The sequence below is a fragment of the Parafrankia discariae genome (assembly GCF_000373365.1).
Classification (GTDB): Bacteria; Actinomycetota; Actinomycetes; order Frankiales; family Frankiaceae; genus Parafrankia; species Parafrankia discariae.
On sequence record NZ_KB891102.1, the window covers coordinates 174,779 to 194,993 of the forward strand.

The 20,215-nt window shown below is 73.9% G+C and carries 18 protein-coding genes; 13 read left to right on the plus strand and 5 right to left on the minus strand.

Annotated elements, in window-relative coordinates; translation table 11 throughout:
- The first annotated feature begins 3 nt into the window (after positions 1 to 3).
- The 6 genes from B056_RS0100670 to B056_RS0100700 all read left to right on the plus strand — a co-directional run bounded on the left by B056_RS0100670 (position 4) and on the right by B056_RS0100700 (position 6,452).
- Positions 4 to 294: a TFIIB-type zinc ribbon-containing protein gene (locus B056_RS0100670; RefSeq protein WP_026239177.1), complete on the plus strand. Its 291-nt coding sequence runs from the start codon at positions 4 to 6 to the stop codon at positions 292 to 294.
- Between the two features lie 140 nt (positions 295 to 434).
- Positions 435 to 1,853, plus strand: coding sequence for a sensor domain-containing phosphodiesterase (locus B056_RS0100675; protein ID WP_018499972.1), 1,419 nt, complete (start codon positions 435 to 437; stop codon positions 1,851 to 1,853).
- A gap of 65 nt (positions 1,854 to 1,918) precedes the next feature.
- Positions 1,919 to 3,196: a bifunctional cobalt-precorrin-7 (C(5))-methyltransferase/cobalt-precorrin-6B (C(15))-methyltransferase gene (locus B056_RS0100680; RefSeq protein ID WP_018499973.1), complete on the plus strand. Its 1,278-nt coding sequence runs from the start codon at positions 1,919 to 1,921 to the stop codon at positions 3,194 to 3,196.
- Between the two features lie 83 nt (positions 3,197 to 3,279).
- Positions 3,280 to 4,332 carry an LLM class F420-dependent oxidoreductase gene (locus tag B056_RS0100685; RefSeq protein WP_230202752.1) on the plus strand — a complete coding sequence of 351 codons (1,053 nt, stop codon included), beginning with the start codon at positions 3,280 to 3,282 and terminating at the stop codon, positions 4,330 to 4,332.
- Between the two features lie 57 nt (positions 4,333 to 4,389).
- Positions 4,390 to 5,196 (plus strand): 2-phosphosulfolactate phosphatase, encoded by an 807-nt coding sequence (locus B056_RS0100690; RefSeq protein ID WP_018499975.1) that lies wholly within the window; start codon positions 4,390 to 4,392, stop codon positions 5,194 to 5,196.
- Positions 5,197 to 6,083: 887 nt separating this feature from the next.
- The gene (locus B056_RS0100700) at positions 6,084 to 6,452 is read left to right on the plus strand and encodes a hypothetical protein (RefSeq protein WP_018499977.1); all 369 of its coding nucleotides are present in this window, start codon (positions 6,084 to 6,086) and stop codon (positions 6,450 to 6,452) included.
- Here the strand turns inward: B056_RS0100700 and B056_RS34655 are convergent.
- Positions 6,442 to 7,848 (minus strand): MFS transporter, encoded by a 1,407-nt coding sequence (locus B056_RS34655; protein WP_018499978.1) that lies wholly within the window; start codon positions 7,846 to 7,848, stop codon positions 6,442 to 6,444. The two genes, B056_RS0100700 and B056_RS34655, sit on opposite strands and share 11 nt — an antisense overlap.
- 185 nt (positions 7,849 to 8,033) lie before the next feature.
- On the opposite strand from B056_RS34655, the gene B056_RS0100710 reads away from it, so the two are divergent.
- The 3 genes from B056_RS0100710 to B056_RS0100720 all read left to right on the plus strand — a co-directional run bounded on the left by B056_RS0100710 (position 8,034) and on the right by B056_RS0100720 (position 11,049).
- Positions 8,034 to 8,903, plus strand: a complete 870-nt coding sequence (locus tag B056_RS0100710) for a rhomboid family intramembrane serine protease (RefSeq protein WP_020572242.1) — start codon at positions 8,034 to 8,036, stop codon at positions 8,901 to 8,903.
- 140 nt (positions 8,904 to 9,043) lie between these two features.
- On the plus strand, positions 9,044 to 10,255 hold the full coding sequence (locus B056_RS0100715) for an MFS transporter (RefSeq protein WP_018499980.1): 1,212 nt from the start codon (positions 9,044 to 9,046) through the stop codon (positions 10,253 to 10,255).
- A gap of 98 nt (positions 10,256 to 10,353) precedes the next feature.
- A complete protein-coding gene (locus tag B056_RS0100720) occupies positions 10,354 to 11,049 on the plus strand; it encodes a response regulator (RefSeq protein ID WP_026239179.1) in 696 nt (231 codons plus the stop codon).
- A 55-nt stretch (positions 11,050 to 11,104) separates the two neighbouring features.
- Here the strand turns inward: B056_RS0100720 and B056_RS0100725 are convergent, their stop codons facing one another.
- Entirely contained in the window at positions 11,105 to 13,012 is a 1,908-nt protein-coding gene (locus tag B056_RS0100725; RefSeq protein WP_018499982.1) for a GAF domain-containing sensor histidine kinase, read from the minus strand.
- Positions 13,013 to 13,665: 653 nt separating this feature from the next.
- Here B056_RS0100725 and B056_RS0100735 point away from each other — a divergent pair.
- The 4 genes from B056_RS0100735 to B056_RS0100750 all read left to right on the plus strand — a co-directional run bounded on the left by B056_RS0100735 (position 13,666) and on the right by B056_RS0100750 (position 16,804).
- Positions 13,666 to 14,397, plus strand: a complete 732-nt coding sequence (locus B056_RS0100735; RefSeq protein ID WP_154676763.1) for a cysteine dioxygenase — start codon at positions 13,666 to 13,668, stop codon at positions 14,395 to 14,397.
- Positions 14,394 to 14,777 carry a rhodanese-like domain-containing protein gene (locus B056_RS0100740; RefSeq protein ID WP_018499984.1) on the plus strand — a complete coding sequence of 128 codons (384 nt, stop codon included), beginning with the start codon at positions 14,394 to 14,396 and terminating at the stop codon, positions 14,775 to 14,777. The genes B056_RS0100735 and B056_RS0100740 overlap by 4 nt, the downstream gene beginning before the upstream one ends.
- 753 nt (positions 14,778 to 15,530) lie before the next feature.
- A complete protein-coding gene (locus B056_RS0100745) occupies positions 15,531 to 15,899 on the plus strand; it encodes a WhiB family transcriptional regulator (protein ID WP_018499985.1) in 369 nt (122 codons plus the stop codon).
- 353 nt (positions 15,900 to 16,252) lie between these two features.
- On the plus strand, positions 16,253 to 16,804 hold the full coding sequence (locus B056_RS0100750) for a SixA phosphatase family protein (protein ID WP_018499986.1): 552 nt from the start codon (positions 16,253 to 16,255) through the stop codon (positions 16,802 to 16,804).
- Between the two features lie 81 nt (positions 16,805 to 16,885).
- Here B056_RS0100750 and B056_RS0100755 read toward each other — a convergent pair whose 3' ends face one another.
- From B056_RS0100755 to B056_RS0100765, 3 genes are all read right to left on the minus strand, one after another.
- Positions 16,886 to 17,992 carry an ATP-grasp domain-containing protein gene (locus tag B056_RS0100755; RefSeq protein WP_018499987.1) on the minus strand — a complete coding sequence of 369 codons (1,107 nt, stop codon included), beginning with the start codon at positions 17,990 to 17,992 and terminating at the stop codon, positions 16,886 to 16,888.
- Between the two features lie 92 nt (positions 17,993 to 18,084).
- Positions 18,085 to 18,309 (minus strand): hypothetical protein, encoded by a 225-nt coding sequence (locus B056_RS0100760; protein ID WP_051105491.1) that lies wholly within the window; start codon positions 18,307 to 18,309, stop codon positions 18,085 to 18,087.
- A 38-nt stretch (positions 18,310 to 18,347) separates the two neighbouring features.
- Complete coding sequence (locus B056_RS0100765; protein ID WP_018499989.1) at positions 18,348 to 19,868, minus strand: alpha,alpha-trehalose-phosphate synthase (UDP-forming); 1,521 nt, start codon at positions 19,866 to 19,868, stop codon at positions 18,348 to 18,350.
- Positions 19,869 to 20,215: the final 347 nt, after the last annotated feature.

Here is a 20,215-nt window from a genome sequence, read left to right on the forward strand (position 1 = left end):
ACCATGGTGTGTCCGAAGTGTCACGGAGCCATGCGGACCTACAACCGCAACGGCGTCCAGATCGAGCAGTGCGACAACTGCCGTGGGATCTTCCTCGACTACGGCGAGCTCGAGGCGCTCACCCGCCTGGAGTCGCAGTGGGCGCAGCCGGCACCGCCGCCCCCGCCGATGGCGCCCGGCGGCCACTACGCCCCGCCGGCCTGGGGCTCGCACGGCCATGGGCCCAGCCACGGGCACGGGCACGGCTACGGCCACGGGCACGGCCGTCTCACCCGGATGCTGTTCTCCTCCTGACGGTCTGCCCGGTCTCCTCCTGACGGCCTCCCGACCGGCGGTCTTCCCACGCCGGCGGGCGGCCGAACGCGGACGACTACCTCCCGTCACCGGCGGGTATCCCTTCCGGGACTCCCGTAGGGCGGCCCAGGGAGGCAGCAATGCCCGCGACGGCCCGGTATCCGCGCGACCTGTCCGCCGGCTCGCCGACGGCCGATCCGTTGCGCACCGAACAGTGCGGCGCGGTCGTGGCCGGGCTGATGTCGGTCGCCCGCCACCGGCTCGGGATGGAGCTCGCCGTCATCACCCGCCGGGTGGCCGACGTCCTGGTCGTCGAGCACTACGACGGCGACATCAAGTCGTTCGGCATCACCGTGGGCACGACCGCCAACTACGAGCGGGCGCGGGCCGCGCTCGAGGGACACCTCCCGCAGGTCGTCCGCTACGCCGGGCGGGACGGGCGCACCGCGGACCCGGCGCTGGCCCGGCGGGCGGGCATCGGCAGCTACGTCGTGGCCCCGGTGCTGCTGCCCGACGGCTCCGTCTACGGCTCGCTGGCGTGCATGAGCCACAACCCGGACCCGGCGCTGCGCGACCGCGACGCGTCGTTCCTGGCCCTGATCGCCGGCGCGTTGTCGAACTGCGTCTCCGACCATCGCGGCGACTGGCTCGGGCGGGATCGCGTCTGGCGCCGGATCAGCCGGCTGATCGACGACGGCGGGCCGGCGATGGTCTTCCAGCCGATCTACGACCGGGCGACGCTCGACGTCGCCGGCGTGGAGGCCCTGGCCCGCTGCCCCGACACCGGACCCGGTAGCGACGCCGCCGGCACCAGCGCCGTCAGTGCCACCGGCACCAGCACCGGCCCCGGTAACGGCCCTGGCGCCGGCGGTCTGGACGAATCGTCCCCGCAGCGGTGGTTCGCCGACGCGGCGTCGGTCGGGCTGGGCGTCGAGCTGGAGATCGCGGCGATCCGCAACGCGCTCACCGCGCTGCCGTGGCTGCCCGCCGGACTGCCGCTGTCCGTCAACGCGTCACCGGCCGCCATCGTGTCCGGCACGCTGGTCGGCCTGCTCAACGCCGTCCCGCCGGAGCGGGTGATCATCGAGGTGACCGAGCACAGCCGGATCGACGACTACTCGACGGTCCGGCTCGCGCTCGACTCCCTGCGCGCCCGCGGGATGCGCGCCGCACTCGACGACGTGGGCGCCGGCTACGCGGGCCTGCACCAGCTGCTCCAGCTCCGGCCGGACATCATCAAGATGGACCAGAGCATCATCCGGAAGATCGAACAGGACGTCTCGGCCTGCCGGGCGCTGGCGACCGCGCTCGTGTGCCTCGCGGAGGACATCGGCGCGACCGTGCTCGCCGAGGGTGTGGAGACGGCCCGGGAGCTCGAGGTCCTCGGCGAGGCCGGAGTCCATCAGGTGCAGGGTTTCCTGCTGGCCCGCCCGGGACGGCTCGCGGCCGGCCCGCCGCCCGGGACGGGCGGCACGCGAACCATCCCGACGCCAGCGGGTATCCGTACTCTCACACCACGTGAGCTAAGTGGTTACCGGAACGCGCGGCCGCCGGGATAGACCACGCGAGAGAACACACGTAACGGCCGGCTCCGCTACCGTGCGGTCCGTGGCAGGTCGATCTCATGGCTGACCCCGAGCGTGCGGATGTCACCCAGCAGGAGGCCGGCGGCCCGGTGGTCACCGTGGTCGGCATCGGCGACGACGGCTGGGACGGCCTCGCCCGGGCCGCTCGCGACGAACTGTCCCGGGCCGGGGTCGTCCTGGGTTCCGAACGGCAGCTCGACCTGCTGCCCGCCGTGGTCCGCGCCCGCCGGGTCCGCTGGCCGTCCCCGCTGGTGCCCGCGCTGGCGAAGCTGGTCGACGCGCACGCCGACACGCGGGTCTGCGCGCTGGCCAGTGGCGACCCGATGTTCTTCGGTCTGGGCACCACCCTCGTCCGGGAGCTGGGCGCCGCCCGGGTCCGGGTGCTCCCCCACCCGTCGTCGGTCTCCCTCGCCTGCGCCCGCCTGGGTTGGGCGCTGGACACGACCGAGATCGTCAGCCTGGTCGCCCGCCCGCTGGCGGCCGTGCATCCGGCGCTCACCGCCGGCCGGCGGCTGCTCGTCCTGAGCGCGGACCGCCGGACGCCCGCGCGGCTGTGCCGCCTGGTCACCGACCGCGGCTTCGGCGGGAGCGCCGTCACGATCTTCGAACACCTGGGCGGCCCGGCGGAACGCCGCCGGGACACCCGGGCGAGCGCCCTGACCGGCGACGACTTCATCGCCGACCTCAACCTGGTCGCGCTGGAGCTGATCGCCGGGCCGCAGGCCCGTCACCTACCCCGGATCCCGGGGCTGCCCGACGACGCCTTCGAGCACGACGGCCAGCTCACCAAGCGGGAGGTCCGGGCCGTCACCCTCGCCCGGCTGGCTCCCGCCCCCGGCGAGCTGCTCTGGGACGTCGGCGCCGGCTGCGGCAGCATCTCCATCGAGTGGATGCGGGCCCACCCGGCCTGCCGGGCCGTCGCGGTGGAACCCCACGCCGAGCGCGCCGGGATGATCGCCCGCAACGCCGAGGCGCTCGGCGTGCCGGCGCTGCGCGTCGTCGCGGCGTCAGCCCCGGCCGCGCTCGACGACCTGGCCGACGAGGCGGGCGTCCCCGACGCGGTGTTCATCGGCGGCGGGCTGACCGCGCCGGACACGATCACCCGCAGCTGGGAGGCGTTGCGCCCCGGCGGCCGGCTGGTCGCCAACGCGGTGACCATCGAATCCGAGGTCATCCTGGCGAAGTGGCACGCCCGGCACGGCGGGGACCTCATCCGGCTGGCCGTGAGCCGCGCGTCACCGGTCGGCGGCTTCGCCGGCTGGCGCCCGATGATGCCCGTCACCCAGTGGACGGCGACCCGTCCCCACGACCAGTAGGGACGTCAGGGCCAGCCCGGATCGACGTCAACGGCGACAGATGTCCGGGTCCCCGGGGAAGCCGCGTGCGGGATACTCCGTCGGTGACCCGGACGACGAGCGACCGAAGCGACGACGCCGGCCGAACGACCCCCGGCGCCCCGGGCGCCGGCACCGGCCAGGATCCGGTCTCGTCCGGAACGGGCCGGTGGGGGATGACGATCCCGCTGGGCGACGCGTCCCTGACGGACCTGCCCGCGCTGTGCGGGCAGCTGGCGGACGCCGGCTACACCGACGCCTGGTCGTCCGAGGCGACCGCCACCGACGGGATCGTCCCGCTGGCGCTGGCCGCCGGCGAACCGCGGCTGCGGCTCGGCAGCGCGATCGTGTCGGCCTACACCCGCGGCCCGGCGCTGCTCGCCCAGACCGCGGCGACGATGGCGGCCGCCGCGCCGGGGCGGTTCGTTCTCGGGCTCGGCACGTCCTCGAACGTGATCGTCTCGAACTGGAACTCCATCCCGTTCAGCCGCCCCTACCAGCGGATGCTGGACACCGTCCGGTTCCTGCGCCGGGCCCTCGCCGGCGAGAAGATCACCGAGGAGTTCCCGACCTTCACCGTCCGCGGCTTCCGGCTCGGCGTCACCCCGCCGGTCCCACCGAAGATCATGGTCGCCGCGCTGCGGCCGAGGATGCTCGAGCTCGCCGGCCGCGAGGCGGACGGCGTGATCCTCAACTGGCTCTCGCCGGACGACTGCGACACCGTCCTGCCGTACGTGCGCGCGCACAACCCCGACGCCGAGGTGGTCGCCCGGATCTTCGTGTGCGTGCACGACGACCCGGCGGCCGCCCGCCGGCAGCTCAGGACGATGATCGCCGCGTACCTGACCGTCCCGGTGTACCGGGAGTTCCACCAGTGGCTCGGCCGTCAGGCCGCCCTGGAAGGCATGTGGGCGGCCTGGGAGGCCGGCGACCGCAGGGCCGCCCTGGCCGCGATCCCGGACGAAATCGTGGACGAGCTGATCGTGCACGGGACGGTCGAGCAGTGCCGGGCCGGCGTGCGCCGGTTCGTCGAGCACGGGGTGACCACCCCGGTCCTCTCGATCGTGAACGGCGGCCCGAGCCCACTGGACGTCGCCTCGGCGCTCGCCGCCCGCTGAGCCCGTCCCACAGACGTCGTCGACGCGGGCGGTACCCGTGGACGGGCAGGGGGACTCGTGGTGCACACCGCTGAGCAGCGACCGTTCCTGGTCCGGTTCGGCTGGGGCGGTGAGGATCTGGCCATGCTGGCACCGGTCAGCGACACGGTGGTGATCGTCGACGTCCTCCGGTTCACGACAGCGGTCAGCGTCGCGGTGGCCAGCGGCGCACAGGTGCTGCCCTTCCGGTGGCGGGACGCGACGGCCGCCCGGTTCGCGGCCGAACACGGGGCGGTTCTCGCGGGACGACGTGAGGATCCGGCCACCCCGTGGTCCCTGTCCCCCACCGACCTCGCGCGCATTCCGGCCGGCACCCGCCTCGTCCTGCCCTCGCCGAACGGCGCAGCCCTGTCGGCCGCGGCGGCGGGCATCGGGACGCGCCTGGTCGCCGGCTGCCTGCGTAACGCGGCGGCGGTGGGCGGCCTGCTCGCGGAGGAGGTCGCCGCCGGACGGCACGTCGCGGTGATCGCCGCGGGCGAGCGGTGGCCCGACCCGTCCGGGCGTGAGCATGCCGGTCCGTTGCGTCCCGCCGTCGAGGACCTGCTCGGAGCCGGCGCGGTCATCGCCCGTGCCGTCGACACGGGCGCCCTGACCCGAACGCAGGTCTCCCCGGAGGCACGCGCCGCGGCGGCCGTCTTCCGCTCGGCCGAGCCCGACCTGCACGACGAGCTTCGCGGGTCGGTCTCCGGGCGGGAGCTGCTGGGCCTGGGCTGGGATGACGACGTCGCCTCCGCCGCGCTGCTCGACGCCGACCCGGTCGTTCCCGTTCTGCGCGACGGCGCGTTCACCGACCTCGGCCGCCCGCGCGGGCGCTCGGATCACTGACCAGACCAGCACGCGGCAGCGCCCTGCCGCCGCCCACGGGCGGCACCGCGTTCCGGCCGGCCGGGGGTCGACGGCCCGGTTACCGAGCCGGGCGACGGCGCGGTCGGGAAGGGCCGCGTGTCCCGTTCGGGACCGCGACGGGCCGGCCGGACGGCGGGTCGGCCGAGCGGCGCGGGGCCGGCGGTACCCGGCCGGCGGTACCGCCGCCGGGATCGGTGTCCTGGCAGGCCCAGGAACAGTAGCCGGCGGCGGCCACGATCGGGACCAGGATTTCCTCCGCGCACCAGCGGCATACGGTGAACACCGCCCCATCCTGACGGAGGAGACGCTCGCTGCCATCGTCCGTCCGGGTAGTTCCGTGGGCCCACCTACCGCGCCTCGGCCGGGTTCGCGGGCCTCGGCGAGAAACCGCGTGGCGTACGCGACGAACCCCGGGACGATCCAGATCACTTTCCGCCGAAAGCGGATCACCGCTTTCAGCTGGAAGAACTCGGTGCGCGGCGTCTCCACCCGCGGGTCGACAACCTCCAGCCCGGCGGACTCGACCCCGGCCCGGCCGGGGTGGCGCCGATGCCGCGCTTCCGGCGGTCAGGACGCGGTCGCCCCGTCACCGTGAGCAGCATCGGCGACCGGTTCCTCGAACGCGCGGGCCATGTCCCGATCCTCGCGGCCCCTCGCACTCCCCGCGCAGGGCCACGACACCGCACAGCGTCCGAAGGCTTGGATTCTTCCGGTGGCCGAGCGTCGCGCGGCGGTGAAGCAGTACCGTCACCGGCCTTCCGGAACCGCCACCGATCAGCGCCTGATCGCCCCCCGCTAGAATTCCCCGCCTAACTGACGGCCTATCCCCGCGAGCCCTTTCCAAAAGCAAATGAGGACCACTGACGATGGCTCTTCGCGACAAACTCACCGAGCGCGCCCAGCCCTTTCTCGCACCGGGTGAGACGGTGCGGCACGTCTTCCAGGCGCAGACCGGGCCGACGCCCTACTTCTTCCTTCTCACCACTCTGATCATCTTCTGGATCGACTATCGGATCGTGGTGGTGACGGACCAGAGCGTTCTGGTGCTGCGGGCCGGCAAGCTCGTCGCGACGAAGCCGAAGGGCGACGCCCCGCTCGCGCGACTGCCCCGCGAGACCGTCCTCGGGCCGGTCAGCGGCCTGTGGGGGACGACGGAGGCGACCGGCGAGAAGCTGCGGGTCCACAAGCGCTTCCACAAGGACATCGCCGCCGCCGACGCCGCGATCAGTCGGTAGCGGAGCCGCCGCCGCTCACGCCTACCGGTTCCCCGCCACCGGCGCGGGCACCGGTGCCCGCGCCCGCGTGCAACAGGGCCAGGACGACGACCGCGAGAGCGGCCACGATCGCGGCGAACACCAGGCCGGCGGTGGTCAGGCTGGTCAGCTCGACGAGCAGGCCGACCCCGACGACCGGCACTGAGATCGCCACGTAGGCGACGACGAAGAAGGCCGAGGCGGCCTCGGCCCGGCGGTCGGCCGGGGAGGCCCCGTTCACGGCGGCGAGGCCGGCCCGGAAGCCGATCCCCTGGGACGCTCCGGAGATCACGCCACCGACCACCAGGCCGGCGACCGACGACGTGGCCAGGCCCAGCGCGAGCACGCCCATGCCCAGCACCAGCCCGGCGCAGCCGACGGTCAGCCCGATGCGCTCGGGTGGGCGTCCCGGTGCGGCTAGCCGGCGGGTGACGACGTCGAGCGAGGCCTGACCGGCGGCGGAGGCGGCGAACACGGCGAAGACGACCAGTCCGGTGACGGCCCGGTTCGGCGGGTCCAGCACGGCGCCCAGGAAGGCGGGTGCCACGGCCGTGTAGAGGCCGAGGACGGCGAAGCCGGCGAAGGCCGCCATCGCGGCGCCGACGAAGACCGACCGGGCGCTCGGTGGCACCCGGGGACGCTGCGGGCGCAGCCGGGCCGGGCCGGTCACCTCCACGGTCTCGGGCATCAGCCAGACGCCGATCGCGGCCGGGACGAGCAGCGCCAGATCGACCACGAAGGTCAGCCGCAGCGGGTTGGGGGCGTACTGGGAGAGCAGGCCGGTCAGCAGCGGGCCGCAGCCCAGGCCGCCCATGTTGGCGACGGTGGCGACCAGGGTGGCGCGTCCCCGCCGATGTGGCGGCGCGAGGTCGAGGATCGTCGCGGTGGCCGTCCCGGTGAAGACACCCGCGGACAGGCCGGAGAGCACCCGGCCGACGAGCAGGACGCCGACGTTGTCCGCCAGCAGGAAGACCGCGGCGCTCGCGGCCGAGGCGAGCAGGCCGGGCAGCAGCGCGCGGCGGCGGCCGACCTGGTCGGAGAGCCGTCCGAACAGCAGCAGGGCCGTGATCACGCCGACGGCGTAGGTGGCGAAGACCACGGTGACCATGAGCTGGGAGAAGCCGAACCGCTCGCGGTAGAGCGGATAGATCGGTGTCGGCAGGGTGGTGCCGAGCATCGTGACGACGAAGGCGTAGGTGGCGAGGACGAACCCGACCTGGCGGCTGGTCGACGGGCGCCGCCGGCGCTGGCCGGCCGGGTCCGGGCCCGGACCCGGGTGGGCGGGCGGGGCGCCGGCGGCGGCGCCCGCCGTGGTCCTCACGTCCGGGCCGCCGCGGGCGGCTCCCTCCGGCAGGTCGGCAGAGCCAGCGGCGGGCATCCCCTTACCTTGCCCCCCGCCAAACCCCGGCGGTAGCCCGACCGAGGTGAGGAGCGTCGCATCCCGCCGGGCTGGACGGCGGCCCCGGCCAGCCGGCGCGGCCCGGCCAGCCACGGCGCCCGCGGCCACCTGCCGCGGACCTGGCCGGCTACGGCGCTCTGACCGGCTACGGCAGGATGTCCGGTGTGGTCATTCCGATTCACGACATCAACCCGCTGCGACGCAGGCCGATCGTGACCTGGCTGCTGATCGCCGCCAACGTCGTGATCTTCGTGTTCTTCACGCCGGTGGTCAGCTCGGTGGCCGGAGTGCGGACCTCACAGCCGCAGAACGCCTGCGAGCAGCAGCGTTTCTTCCAGGAATGGGGTGCGATCCCGAAGGAGCTGCTGTCGAACGAGCAGCTGTCGGCGACGAACTCCGGCCGGCTCGCGGTGGACGCGCAGGGCCGGGTGGGCTGTCTGCAGGAGTCACCGCCGACGTTCGACAAGTCGCCGGTCCTGTCGGTGCTCAGCGCGATGTTCCTGCACGGCAGCTGGCTGCATCTACTCGGCAACATGCTGTTCCTCGGGGTGTTCGGCAACAACATCGAGGATCGGATGGGCCGGCTGCTGTACCTGCTCTTCTATCTGACCTGCGGTTACGCGGCGGCGTACGGCTTCGCCGCGTTCGAGGGGAACACCACCAGCACCCTGATCGGCGCGTCCGGGGCGGTGGCCGGAGTGCTCGGCGCGTACCTCGTCGTGTTTCCTCGGGCCCGGGTCATCGGGCTGGTCTCGGTGTTGTTCTTCCTCCCGTTCTGGCTGCCGGCGTGGATCGTGCTCGGGTTCTGGTTCGCGCTGCAGTACGTGTACTTCACCGGCTTCGGGGTGGCCGACGGTGGGAGCGTCGCCTATGGCGCGCACGTGGTCGGGTTCGTCGTGGGGGCCGTGCTGGTGGCGCCGTTCGTCCAGCGGCTGCGCGCGGCCGGGCCCGATCCGCGCCGGGCGGTCCACCACCGCTGGGTGCGTGAGCCACCCGGCTTCGGTCAGCAGCGACGGCCCCGGCACCGCGGCTGAGCCTGCCGGGGGCGGTCCCCGGCCGTGCCGGGCCCGGCGGGGCCGGCCGCCCCGCCGGGCCCGGCCGCCGGTGTGGGAAAGAACCGCTGGGGAAAAACCGCTGGTGACGAGCTCGGCCATCCGGCACCGTTGGTGGCGCTATGACAACCACATATCACCGCGCCCTGACCACGCCGGGTGCCGCCCGCTTCGTCTCCGCCGCGTTCCTGGGTCGGCTCCCGATCGCCATGGTCTCCGTGGGGACGGTGCTGCTCGTCCAGACCGAGACCGGTTCCTACGGGGTGGGCGGGGCGGTCGCGGCGGCCGGGGCCGTCGGTGAGGCGCTGCTCGCCCCGCGCGTCGGGCGGGCCCTCGACCGGTTCGGGCAGGCGCGGGTGCTGTCCGGTTGCCTGGCCGGGCACCTGGCGGCGATGACCACGCTGGTCGTGGCGGTGACGGCCGGCGCGCCGCGCCCGGTGTGGTTCGCCGCCTCGGCGGTCGCCGGCGGCCTGCTGCCCCCGGTGGGCGCCTGCGTCCGCGCGCGGTGGAGCGCCCGGCTCGGCAGCGGTGAGCTGCTCGGCACCGCGCTGGCGCTCGAGTCGGCGCTCGACGAGGCGGTGTTCGTTCTCGGCCCCACGCTGGTGACGCTGCTGACGGTGCTGATCGCGCCGCCCGCGGGCCTGGTCGCGTCGATGGTCTTCCTGACGACGGGCACCGGGGCGCTGATCGCCCTGCGCGAGAGCGATCCGGGGCCGCGCGGCGGGGGCCCGACCGCCGGCGCCCGCATGCTGCGCGACGGGGGCACCCGCACCCTTCTGTTGATCTTCCTGTGCATCGGCATCGCGTTCGGCGGGGTGGACGTGTCGATGGTCGCCTTCGCCCGGGAGGAGGGACTCGCCGCGGTGGGCGGGGTGCTGCTCGGGCTGTTCGCGACCGGCTCCGCCGTGTCCGGGCTGGTGTACGGCGCTCGGGCACACCGCCGGCCGTTGGCCGGCCGGTTCCTGCTCGCCGCGGCCGTGATGGCGGTCGGGATGGCGCTGCCGCTGGCCGGGGTGACCCTCGAGCTGATGATCCCGCTCGCGCTGCTGGCCGGGGCGACCGTCTCCCCCACCCTGATCACCGGGAACGCGGTGGTGGAACGCCTGGTCGGCGCCGAGGCGCGTACCGAGGGGTTCGCCTGGCTCACCATGGCGGTCGTCAGCGGGATAGCCGTCGGGGCGCCGCTCGCCGGCAGTCTGGTGGACGGCGGGGGCGCGCACCGCGGACTGCTGGTGGCCGCGGGGGCCGGTGTTCTCATCGGTTCGGCCGCGCTGACCGGCCGCCGCCCGCTCTCCTCAGGCCGACTGGTGGATCATCGTCCACACAACGATTGAACCCGACTAACCGGCCGTTCACCAGGGTTATAATCTGCATGCTGCACGTGACATACAGCGACGTTCTTCAACGACAGCGGGGTCGGGCGGAGTCAACGGTGTCAGAGGTATCGACGGGCAGTTCCGAGGCCGGCGTGACGCCCGCCCAGCAGTCGCGGGCGGGCTCCATCCGCGTCTTCCTCCTCGACGACCACGAAGTCGTCCGCCGCGGGCTGCGTGACCTGCTCTCCGAGGAGTCCGACATCGTCGTGGTGGGCGAGGCCGGGCGCGCCGACGAGGCGATCGCGGACATCATCTTGCTGCGCCCGGACGTCGCCGTCCTGGACGCGCGGCTGCAGGAGGGCAGCGGGATCGAGGTGTGCCGGCACGTCCGGTCGCACGACCCGGAGATCGCCTGCCTCATCCTCACCTCGTTCGACGACGAGGACGCCCTGTTCACCGCGATCATGGCCGGGGCCGCGGGCTACGTCCTGAAGCAGATCCGCGGTACCGCGCTGGTCGACGCGGTGCGCCAGGTGGCGGCCGGTCAGTCCCTGCTCGACCCGGCGGTCACCTCCCGGGTGCTGTTCCGGCTGCGCGAGGGGCCGGTGGAGGACGAGCGGCTCGCCGGCCTCACCGACCAGGAGCGGCGGATCCTCGCGCTGATCGCCGAGGGGCTGACGAACCGGCAGATCGCCGCCCGTATGTTCCTGGCGGAGAAGACGGTCAAGAACTACGTGTCGAGCATGCTGTCCAAGCTCGGGATGGAGAGTCGCACGCAGGCGGCGGTGTTCGCCACCAAACTGTCGTCCTGACGGCCGGCTCGCGGGCCGAAGCGGCGGAGCCGCCGCGCGGTCGGAGCGGCCCTGGCTACCGGCCGCCGGGTGGGGTCGGCCCGCCGGCCGGCGGCAGCGCGTGTGGTGGCGGGATCGGCTGCACCAGCGGCACGTGCCAGGTGACCGTCGTGCCGATGCCGTCCTCGCCGGGGCCGAACTCCATCCGGCCGCCGAGGTCGAGCGCCCGGCGGCGCAGGTTCGTCAGGCCGCTGCTGCGCGACGCGCCACCCGGGCCGCAGCCGTCGTCGCGCACCTGCACCGAGACATCGGTGTTGGTGACCCGGACCAGCACCTCGATGCGGGTCGCCCGGGCATGCCGCGCGATGTTCGACAGCGCCTCGCGGATGGCGGCCAGCAGGTGCGGATGGATCACCTCCGGGATGCCGCGGTCGACCGGGCCGTCGATGCGGGCCGTGGGCCGGATACCCAGCGCCTGCTCGGCCTGCGCCACGATCGCGGCGATCTCGGCCCGCAGGTCGACGGCGCCGGCGGACGCCGTCAACGAGAAGATCGTCTGACGGATGTCGGCGATCGTCTGATCCAGCTCGCGGACCGCGTCGTTCAGCCGAACCGCGGCGGGCTCGTCGATCACCCGGGCCAGGCCCTGCATCTGCAGGCCGGTGGCGAACAGGCGTTGGATGACGACGTCGTGCAGGTCCCGGGCGATGCGGTCACGTTCCTCGAACACCGCGAGGCGTTCCCTGTCCCGCTGGACGCGGGCGAGTTCCAGGGCGAGCGCGGCCTGGCCGGAGAACGCCGCCGCCATCTCCAGGTCCAGCGGACCGAACGGGACCGCGCCCGGGGCCGTGGTGAGCATGAGCACCCCCAGCGGCCGCCCGGCGGCCAGCAGCGGGACGACCATCACGGTGCCGATCACCAGGCCGTCGACGGCCTCGCCCAGCAGGCTGTGCGCGGCGGGATCCGCCCGTTCGGCGGGGACGAGCATGGCCCGGCCCGCCTTCATGATCGCGAAGAGCCCGACCTGTTCGGGCAGCACCCGCCCGCGCAGCCGCTCGGCGCGGGGACCGTCGACGACGGCCACCTCCAGCGACCTCTCGGGCACGCCGGATCGCACGGTGGGCCGGCCAGCCGGAACGCCGAAGCCGCCGGACGGAACGCCCTGCCGACCCGGCGGAACGCCGGGGCGGCCGGGCCCGGCCGGCTCCGCGTTGTGCACCGGGAGCACGATCGCGGCGAGCAGGGCGGAGGTGATCTGCCTGGCACGCCGGGCGACCAGCCGTAACGCGTCGGCGGGCTCGGCCACCGACAGCAGCGCGGTGGTGATCTCCGCACTCGCGGTGAGCCAGGCCTGGCGCCGCCGGGTGGCCTCGTAGAGGCGGGCGTTCTCGATGGCGAAGCCGACGGCCGCGGCGAGCGCCTCGACCAGGTCCTCGTCCTCCTGGGTGAACTCGGGGCCGCGCTTGCCCACCAGGTACAGATTGCCGAACGCCTCTCCACGGACGGCGATCGGCACGTTGAGGAAGGTGGTGAAACGGGGCCGACCGGGCGGGAAGCCGAGCGTCCCCGGCGCGATGAGGACGGGGCCCACCCGCGTGGCGTGCCCGCCCGGGTGCGGGCCGCCCCCGGGCTCGCCGATCAGGCCGCGGCCGGGCGGCAGCCGGGCGATGTCGCGGGGAACCTCCTCCCCCGGGCCGACCGCGATCAGCTCGGTGACGGCGCCGTCCTGGCCGAGGACCCCCAGCGCGCCGAGCTCGCAGTTCACCAGGGAGCGGGCCGCCTGCGCGATCCGGCGTAGCGTCACGGGCAGGCTCAGCTCGCGCGCGACGTCGACCACGGCGTCGAGCAGGCCGCGCATCCGGCTCTGCACCGCGTAGACCTCCGACCTCGGCCCGGACTCGAGGCGGTGGCCGGCGGCACCGAGCGTCCACGGCTCGGCACCGCCGGCCACCGGCGCATCCGGGCCGGCGCCGGTCTGGACCATCCCGCGCCTCCCCTCCGATCGCCTCCCGTGACGATAACGAGCGGGTGACCCCGCCGGGGGACTCCCCGGCGTATCCGGCGAACTCCTCCCTGCCACGAGCGGGGCGCCGCGATGGCGTAGAGTCCCTGCCATGGCCGTACTGGGCTTCCTGCTGCACAGCGACCGCGTGACCGACCTGAGCAGGGTCGCCACCGCGGCCTGTACGACCCGGGTCTGACCGCCGGCGGGCCGTCCGCCCGCCGCCCGCCAGGCCCGTCCCGCCCGCCCCGCACGGCGTCACGCCGCGGGGCGTCTCGAAGAGGCAACGTCGAGGCCACCAGCCCGCCCCCGAGGGGCTGAGCCCAGCCGCCGCACCCGATGCCCCGGGCCGGGCGCCGGCCGCGGCCCGCCGACGCGGGCGCACCGGCCCGCCGGACGCGTCGCACCGCCGGAGCACCGACGGCCGGCCGGGGAGCCGCCCCGGGCCGCGCCCCACCCCACAGCGTGGGTCGCCGGCGCGGGCAGGCAGCCTCTTCGCCCCGATCACCGATGCATTTGGCTCACCGCCGCGTTCGACCCACCGATGCGTTCGACGTGTCCGCGATGGCGTGGCCCGCGTGACGTTCGCCCGCCAGCACTCGCGTCGCGCGTGGCACTCGTGCAAGGAGGCACCGATGCCGCTGATCCACCCCGCGCTCCTCCGTCCGGCTGTGACGGCCGAGCATGAGACCACGCCGGACGGCGCCGCGCCGTCCGAGGTGCCGCCGTCCCCGGTGTCGCGGGCCGGAGTGGTGCCGCAGGCCGGAGGAGCACCGGCGGACGGAGCGCCGGCGGACGGCGGGGCGCTGCTCGTGCCGGAGCGCTTCCTCGTCGACGAGCCGATGACTCTCGGCCTCGCGGACCTGCGGGAGCTGGTCTCCCGGCTGGCCGGCGCGGACCTCGCGTGGCGGCCGCTCGTCCGGCACGACCCGCACAGCCGCTGGTACACCCGCCTGCTGCTGTCCGGCGCCGTCGAGGTCTGGCTCATCGGGTGGTATCCGGGGCAGCGGACGGAGATCCACGATCACGGCGGCGCGCTGGGGGCGCTGGCCGTCGCCGAGGGGGCCGTGGAGGAGGACGAGTGCGGGCCGGACTGGCGGATCGCCCGGACCCGTCGGCACGGAACGGGGGCGCTGGCCACCTTCCGCCCGGATCACGTCCACCGCATCGTCAACCGTGGGAACGGCCTGGCCACCACGATCCACGCCTATTCGCCGCCCGAGCTGCCGCTGCGGTACGCCCCGGAGCTCGGCCGCCGGGCGGAGCCGGGCACGGCCGCGCGGGCCATGGCGGAGGCGGCGCCGACACCCCGCGAGGCGCCGGCGCTGGAGTCCCGGGGCGTCGCCGCGGCGGCGGTCCCGGCATGAGCGAGAGCAGGGTCGACGCGATGCTCGGCGCGGCCCGGGCCCGGCTGCGCCGGCTCACCCCCGAGCAGGCCGCGGCGGCGCTGACCGACGGCGCGGTCCTGATCGACATCCGGCCGGCGGCCCAGCGGGCCGCGGAGGGCTCGATCCCGGCCGCCGTGGTGATCGAACGCAATGTGCTCGAATGGCGGCTCGACCCGACCTGTGACTCCCGGGCCCCCTTCGCGACCGGCGACGACGTCGTGCCGATCGTGATCTGCTCCGAGGGCTACACCTCCAGCCTGGCCGCCGCCTCGCTGCAGGATCTCGGCCTGCCCGCGGCCACCGACGTGATCGGCGGTTTTCACGCCTGGGCCGCGGCGGGCCTGCCGACCACCGGCTGACCACCGACGGCCGACCACCGGCTGATCACCGCCCGACCGCCGGTCTCCGGCCGACCGCTCGACCGTCGGGACGATTGATACGTTTCAGGTCGGCCGTACCCCCGTGTGGTCCTGAGCACATTTCGGGGCCGATAGCCGGCGGCACCAGAAATCCGGCGGCACTTTGTACCTTTTTTACCTGCCGGCAACCCGACCCGGAGATGGTGCCCGACCGGCCCTCCCGGCACCGACATCTCAATGGCACGGCGCTGTCACACCGATCTTGCTACCTCCACAGAATGCCTGCACAGCAACCGCTTGTATGCCTGGGAGACCTAGCGCACAGCGCGCGCGGAAACGGTGACGTAACCACCGTGGACCTGGGAGGGTGAGGTCCGCCGCCCCGGGAGCACCACCAATCGGGGGGCCCGGAGAGATCCGGACGTCGGCGTTCCGGAACCCTTGCTATCCGGTCGAGAGAAGTCTACGTTCCTCGGTTAACGAGACGAGACGGGATCGTTTCCGAGCGGGGCTCCGAGTACACGCCGGACGCACTGTTGGGAAGCGCCTGGGGGCTTCTCGACTCGTGCTGGTAGGCCCGCCTGTCCGGTGTATGGCGCTACGCCGGACGTGCGTCACCGCAGCGCACCTGTCCGCCTTTGCAACGTCAGCAGGAGACGGTATGCCCAGTCAGCCCGGCATGCTACCGGTCGGTAGCCCCGCCGCACCCATGTCCCTGTCGCCGTCCGAATCCGTCCGCGAGGGAGGCAACCGATGAGTGCCGGCGTACCCGTACTTCCCGGTCGCGACCTCCCGCCGCAGCCGTTCGGCGAGGGCTGGCCCGTCTACTGGCGCCAGGACGCCGCGTGCCGCGACGGCGACCCCGACGCCTTCTTCCCGCCGGACGGTCGTAACACCAAGGCACGCGCCGCTGCGGAGACCCGGGCCCGCAAGATCTGTTCCGACTGCCCGGTGCAGCGGGCCTGCCTGGCCACCGCGATCTTCCGCCAGGAGGAGCACGGGGTCTGGGGCGGGCTGACCTCGGACCAGCGCTCCACCCTCGTCCCGCGAGGCCGGCTCGGCGCGGACGACGCGCTCGCCGCCGCGGACCGCCTCCTGCTCTCCATCGCCGTCGCCAGCTGACCCGGCCACCGGCCGGACGTCCCGCGGCCCGGTCATCGTCCTCCCCCGGCGATGACCGGGCCGTCCGCGTCGGACGGCACAGCGTCGGACGGCGACCCGCCGGGACCAGCCGTCACCCGTGATCCTCGCGCACCGGGCCTCCCCCACGCCGCCACCATGCCTCACACCACCACATCGAGACCACAGACCGGTGAGCGGCGTAACGAAGGCATTGACGGAGACCTCCGGCGATGGGCAGTCTGCGAGTCGTCACGGCGCCTGCGCCGGCGCGTTCGACGGGCGTTCGACAGGCGACAGACGGGGAGGACCATGGTGTCCGGTGGCGACGGGTTCGCGTGGGCCGAGGCCGCGCGGTGAGGCCCACCTCGCGACTGCTGCTGCTGCGGCACGCCAAGTCCGACTGGACGTCCGACCCGGAGGTCCGGGACCAGGACCGTCCGCTCTCCCCGAAGGGGCGCCGCGGCATCGCGCTGGTCGCCGACCACCTGGCGGCGTCCGGTCTCGAGCCCGACCTCGTGCTCTGCTCGTCCGCCGTGCGCACCCGCGAGACGGTGGAGCATCTGGCCAACGCGCTGCCCGGTGACGTCCCCGTGCTGGTGGAGGACCGCCTCTACCTGGCCGAGGCGAACGACCTGCTGGCCCGGCTGCGGGAGATCGACGACGGGGTCCCGACCGTGCTGATGGTCGGCCACAATCCGGGCCTCCACACGCTCACGGTGGGGCTGCTCGCCCCGTCCGAGCGGCACCGCGTGCCCACGTTCCCGACAGCGGCGCTGGCCGTGCACGAACCCTCGGTGCCACGCTGGGCCGAGCTCGGCCCGGCGACGACGCGGCTGCTCGACTTCGTCACCCCACGCTCCCTGCGGGCGGCCGCCGGCACCCCCGGCGAGCCGGGGGACGGCTGAGCCACCGACACTGAGCCACCGGCGGCGGGCCGGGATGCCGGGCGACCCGGACGGTCGGGCCGTCAGACAGGTCGGGCCTCGTCAGGCGGGTCGGGCCCGGTCCGGGTCGGCGCTGCGGCGGTGCACCCGGCCGGCGGCCGAGCCCAGCCGCCGGGCGGCGTCCCGGGCCATGCCGTGACCGCGCGGGCGCGGCGAGAGCCGGTCGAGCGGGCGCATGACCATCGCCTCGTTGTAGGCGATGAGCGTCTGTGGGAGGTCCGGCGAGCCCACTTCGACCGGCTCCCCGAGCAGGAGCGCCAGCGCGAACCAGGGCAGGTTCAGCCCGGTCGCCGCCGACTGGTAGGTGCCGGAGGCGGCCCGCGTGTTGACCTCGAGGAGCACCGGCGTGGCCCCGCGGTAGCGGATCTGGACGTTGTTGAGGTACGCCAGCCCGAACGCCTCGACTACGCGGGTGGCGAGCTCGGTCACGGCCGCGTCCGCCCGCAGGTTGCGGGTCCAGGGCAGGCCGTCCTTGCCCCGCGGCACCGCCGCCAGGACACTGCCGGGCACCGCCACCGGGCCGGCCGCGGCACCTGTCTCGGGAGCCGCGGCGCCTGTTCCGGGAGCGGGGCGGGAGAGCACGTCGACGCTGAACTCCGGCCCGCCGAGGTACTCGCCCACGACCAGGGCGGGGAAGCTGCCGGCCCGGCCGAGGATGCGTTCCAGCGTGGCGGGGCTCACCCGCACCGACGGCGGCTCGAACAGCGCGGTCAGGCGCTCGGCGTCCCCGTCGATGATCCGGAAGCCCTGGCCGCCGTGGTCGACGTCCGGCTTGACGCAGACCGTGCCGCCCGCGGCGGACAGCTCCGCGCAGGCGGCCTCGAACTGCGCGAAGGTGGTGACCGTCCGGGTGCGGGGCACCGGCAGGCCACGGGCCGCCATCGCCGCGTACTGCCCGGACTTGGTGGTGAAGATCCGCGCCGAGGCGGCCGGGGAGCACATGACCCGCACGCCGGCGGCTTCGAACTCGCCGACCCGGGCGGCGACGTCCAGCATGTTGCGGCCGGGGACGAACACGTCGACCCCGTGCCGGCGGCACGCCGCCAGCGCCTGCTCGACGAACTCGTCGCCCTCGCCCGGTGGCTCGTCGATGACGGCGTCGCAGGCCTGCAGGAACGGGGTGCTCGGGATCTGGTGGGAGCCGAGCACCGTCAGCCGGCGGGAACCGGCTCCGTCCCGCAGCAGCCCGATGAGCTGATAGGTGCCGCGCCAGGTCTGGTTGAACCAGAGGCGCGCCCCGCTCAGTACGCCTGCTCCATGATGTTGGAGGCCAGGCCGATGGCGGCACCGGCGACGATCGCCACACCGGCGGCGATCCACAGGGGCACCGAACCGAGGATCAACGCGAGAGTCCCGAAGATGAAAGCGGCGATGATGATGTACACCGCCGCCCAGGAGCCCACGTTGCCCTTCACATGACCGGTCTCCGACACGTCCACTCCTGTCCTGTCGTCCACGGTAACCATGCCCGACCTCCTGCCGAGCCTACCCGCCCGGGAACGTCTCAGGAGAAACCAGCCAGGTGACGCAGATCCGCCAGTTGGTCGTTGAGCCACCGCCGGACATCGTGCGTGCGGACCTGCTCGGCGGCCGCGGCGAGCCGACGGTGCCGCTCCTCCATCGGCATCGTGAGCGCCGTGTAGAGGGCGTCGGCCATCTGCTGGACGTCGAACGGGTGCAGCGTGACGGCGAACTCGCCCAGCTCCTCGTGCGAACCGGCCATCTCGGACAGCGCCAGCACGCCACCGCGCCGGTTGACGACGGCGACCTCCTTGGCCACGAGGTTCATGCCGTCGGCGATCGCGTTGACCATCAGCACGTCACAGATCGAGTAGGCGGCGACCGCCAGCGCGAAGTCCTCCACCATGCGCAGATCGATGGGCTGGCGCCCCTCCTTGGTGTGCCTGGCGTTGATCTCCGCGACGACCGCGCCGATCAGCGCGATGTAGTCGGCGTACTCCGGGACGTCGGTGCGGCTCGGCTGCAGCAGCGCGAGGAAGCTCACCCGCCCGACGAGCTCGGGATGCTGGTCGAGCAGGGTGCCGAAGGCCAGGAAGCCGCGCACCACGTTCTTGCTGGGGTCGGTGCGGTCCACCCGGAGCACGAGCTGGCGGTCCTCGTCGAGGAACACGTAGCGCAGCATCGCCATGTGGGCGGCGACGTCCTCGCTGGCCAGCGTGGCGTCGAGGGCCGCCGGGTCGACGGAGATCGGGTAGTAGCGGGCCCGCACCACCCGGTCGTTCACCGTGACGGTCAGCTCGTCGAGGTTGATCGGCAGGCCGAGCAGCTCGCCGGCGCACAGCACGAAGTTCCGGGCGTAGCGGCGGGTGTGGAAGCCGACGACGTCGCTGCCGAGCAGGCCGCGCAGCAGGCGCTCCCGGATGTTCCCGGGCAGCACGCGCCATTCGTCCGGGCCAGGCCACGGAATGTGCACGAAGTGGGTGAGGACCACGTCCGGGCACTGTTCGCGGACGTGTTCGGCCACCAGGTAGAAGTGGTAGTCCTGCAGCAGTACCAGTGCCTTGCCGCCACGGGACCGAACCTCGTCGGCGACGGCGTCGGCGTAGGCCCGGTTCACCGCGGCGTAGCCGTTCTCGAACGCGTCGTGCTCGGCCCGGGTGAGCACCGGCGCCAGTGACCGGCCGTACAGGCCGTGCTGGACGAACCACAGGATCGGGTTCGACCAGACGCTGTAGAAGTCGGCGTAGGCGTCCGGATCGGTCACCACCAGCCGGACCCGGATCGACGGGCCGTCCGGCTGCCCCTCGACGACGTGCGGGGTCGGCTGGGTCTGCACCAGGATCGCGCCGCCGTCGTTCTCACCGGCGACGGCGGCGTCCTCTGGGGTGGCGGCGCCGCACACCCAGACCGCGTCGTCGAGGTGCTCGGCGAGGCCGGACAGAGCGGACACCAGCCCGCCGGCGCCACGGTTGACGGTCCGGCCGGACGCGTCACGATCGAAGCCGACAGGACCTCGGTTGGACAGCAGAACCAGCGGAAGATCGAGCAGGTCGATGTCCGACACGGCGGAAGAAGCCCTCCTGGTCGTCATGGTGCCCGGCACCGTCGGTCGGCGCACGGCCGGCAATGTGGGCACTGTCGGCCACGGCCCGCCGAAGGGTCGGGCGCACGGGACAATCCGGACTGTAGTGAGCCTTGCTACCGGATGCACCGCGTTGCCGCCCGGCCAGGACGTTGTTACCCGGCCACCCGCCGGGTTACCACCAACGCACAGCGCGTGCGGGCCACGGCCGCACCGGCCCCGACCAGTTCGTCCGCGTACGCGGCGCTACGCGACCGGTGCCCGTACCCGGCCGGTCCGACCGGGCCGCCCGTCGCGGTTCTCCCCCGCCGGCAGCAGCCCCACCAGCA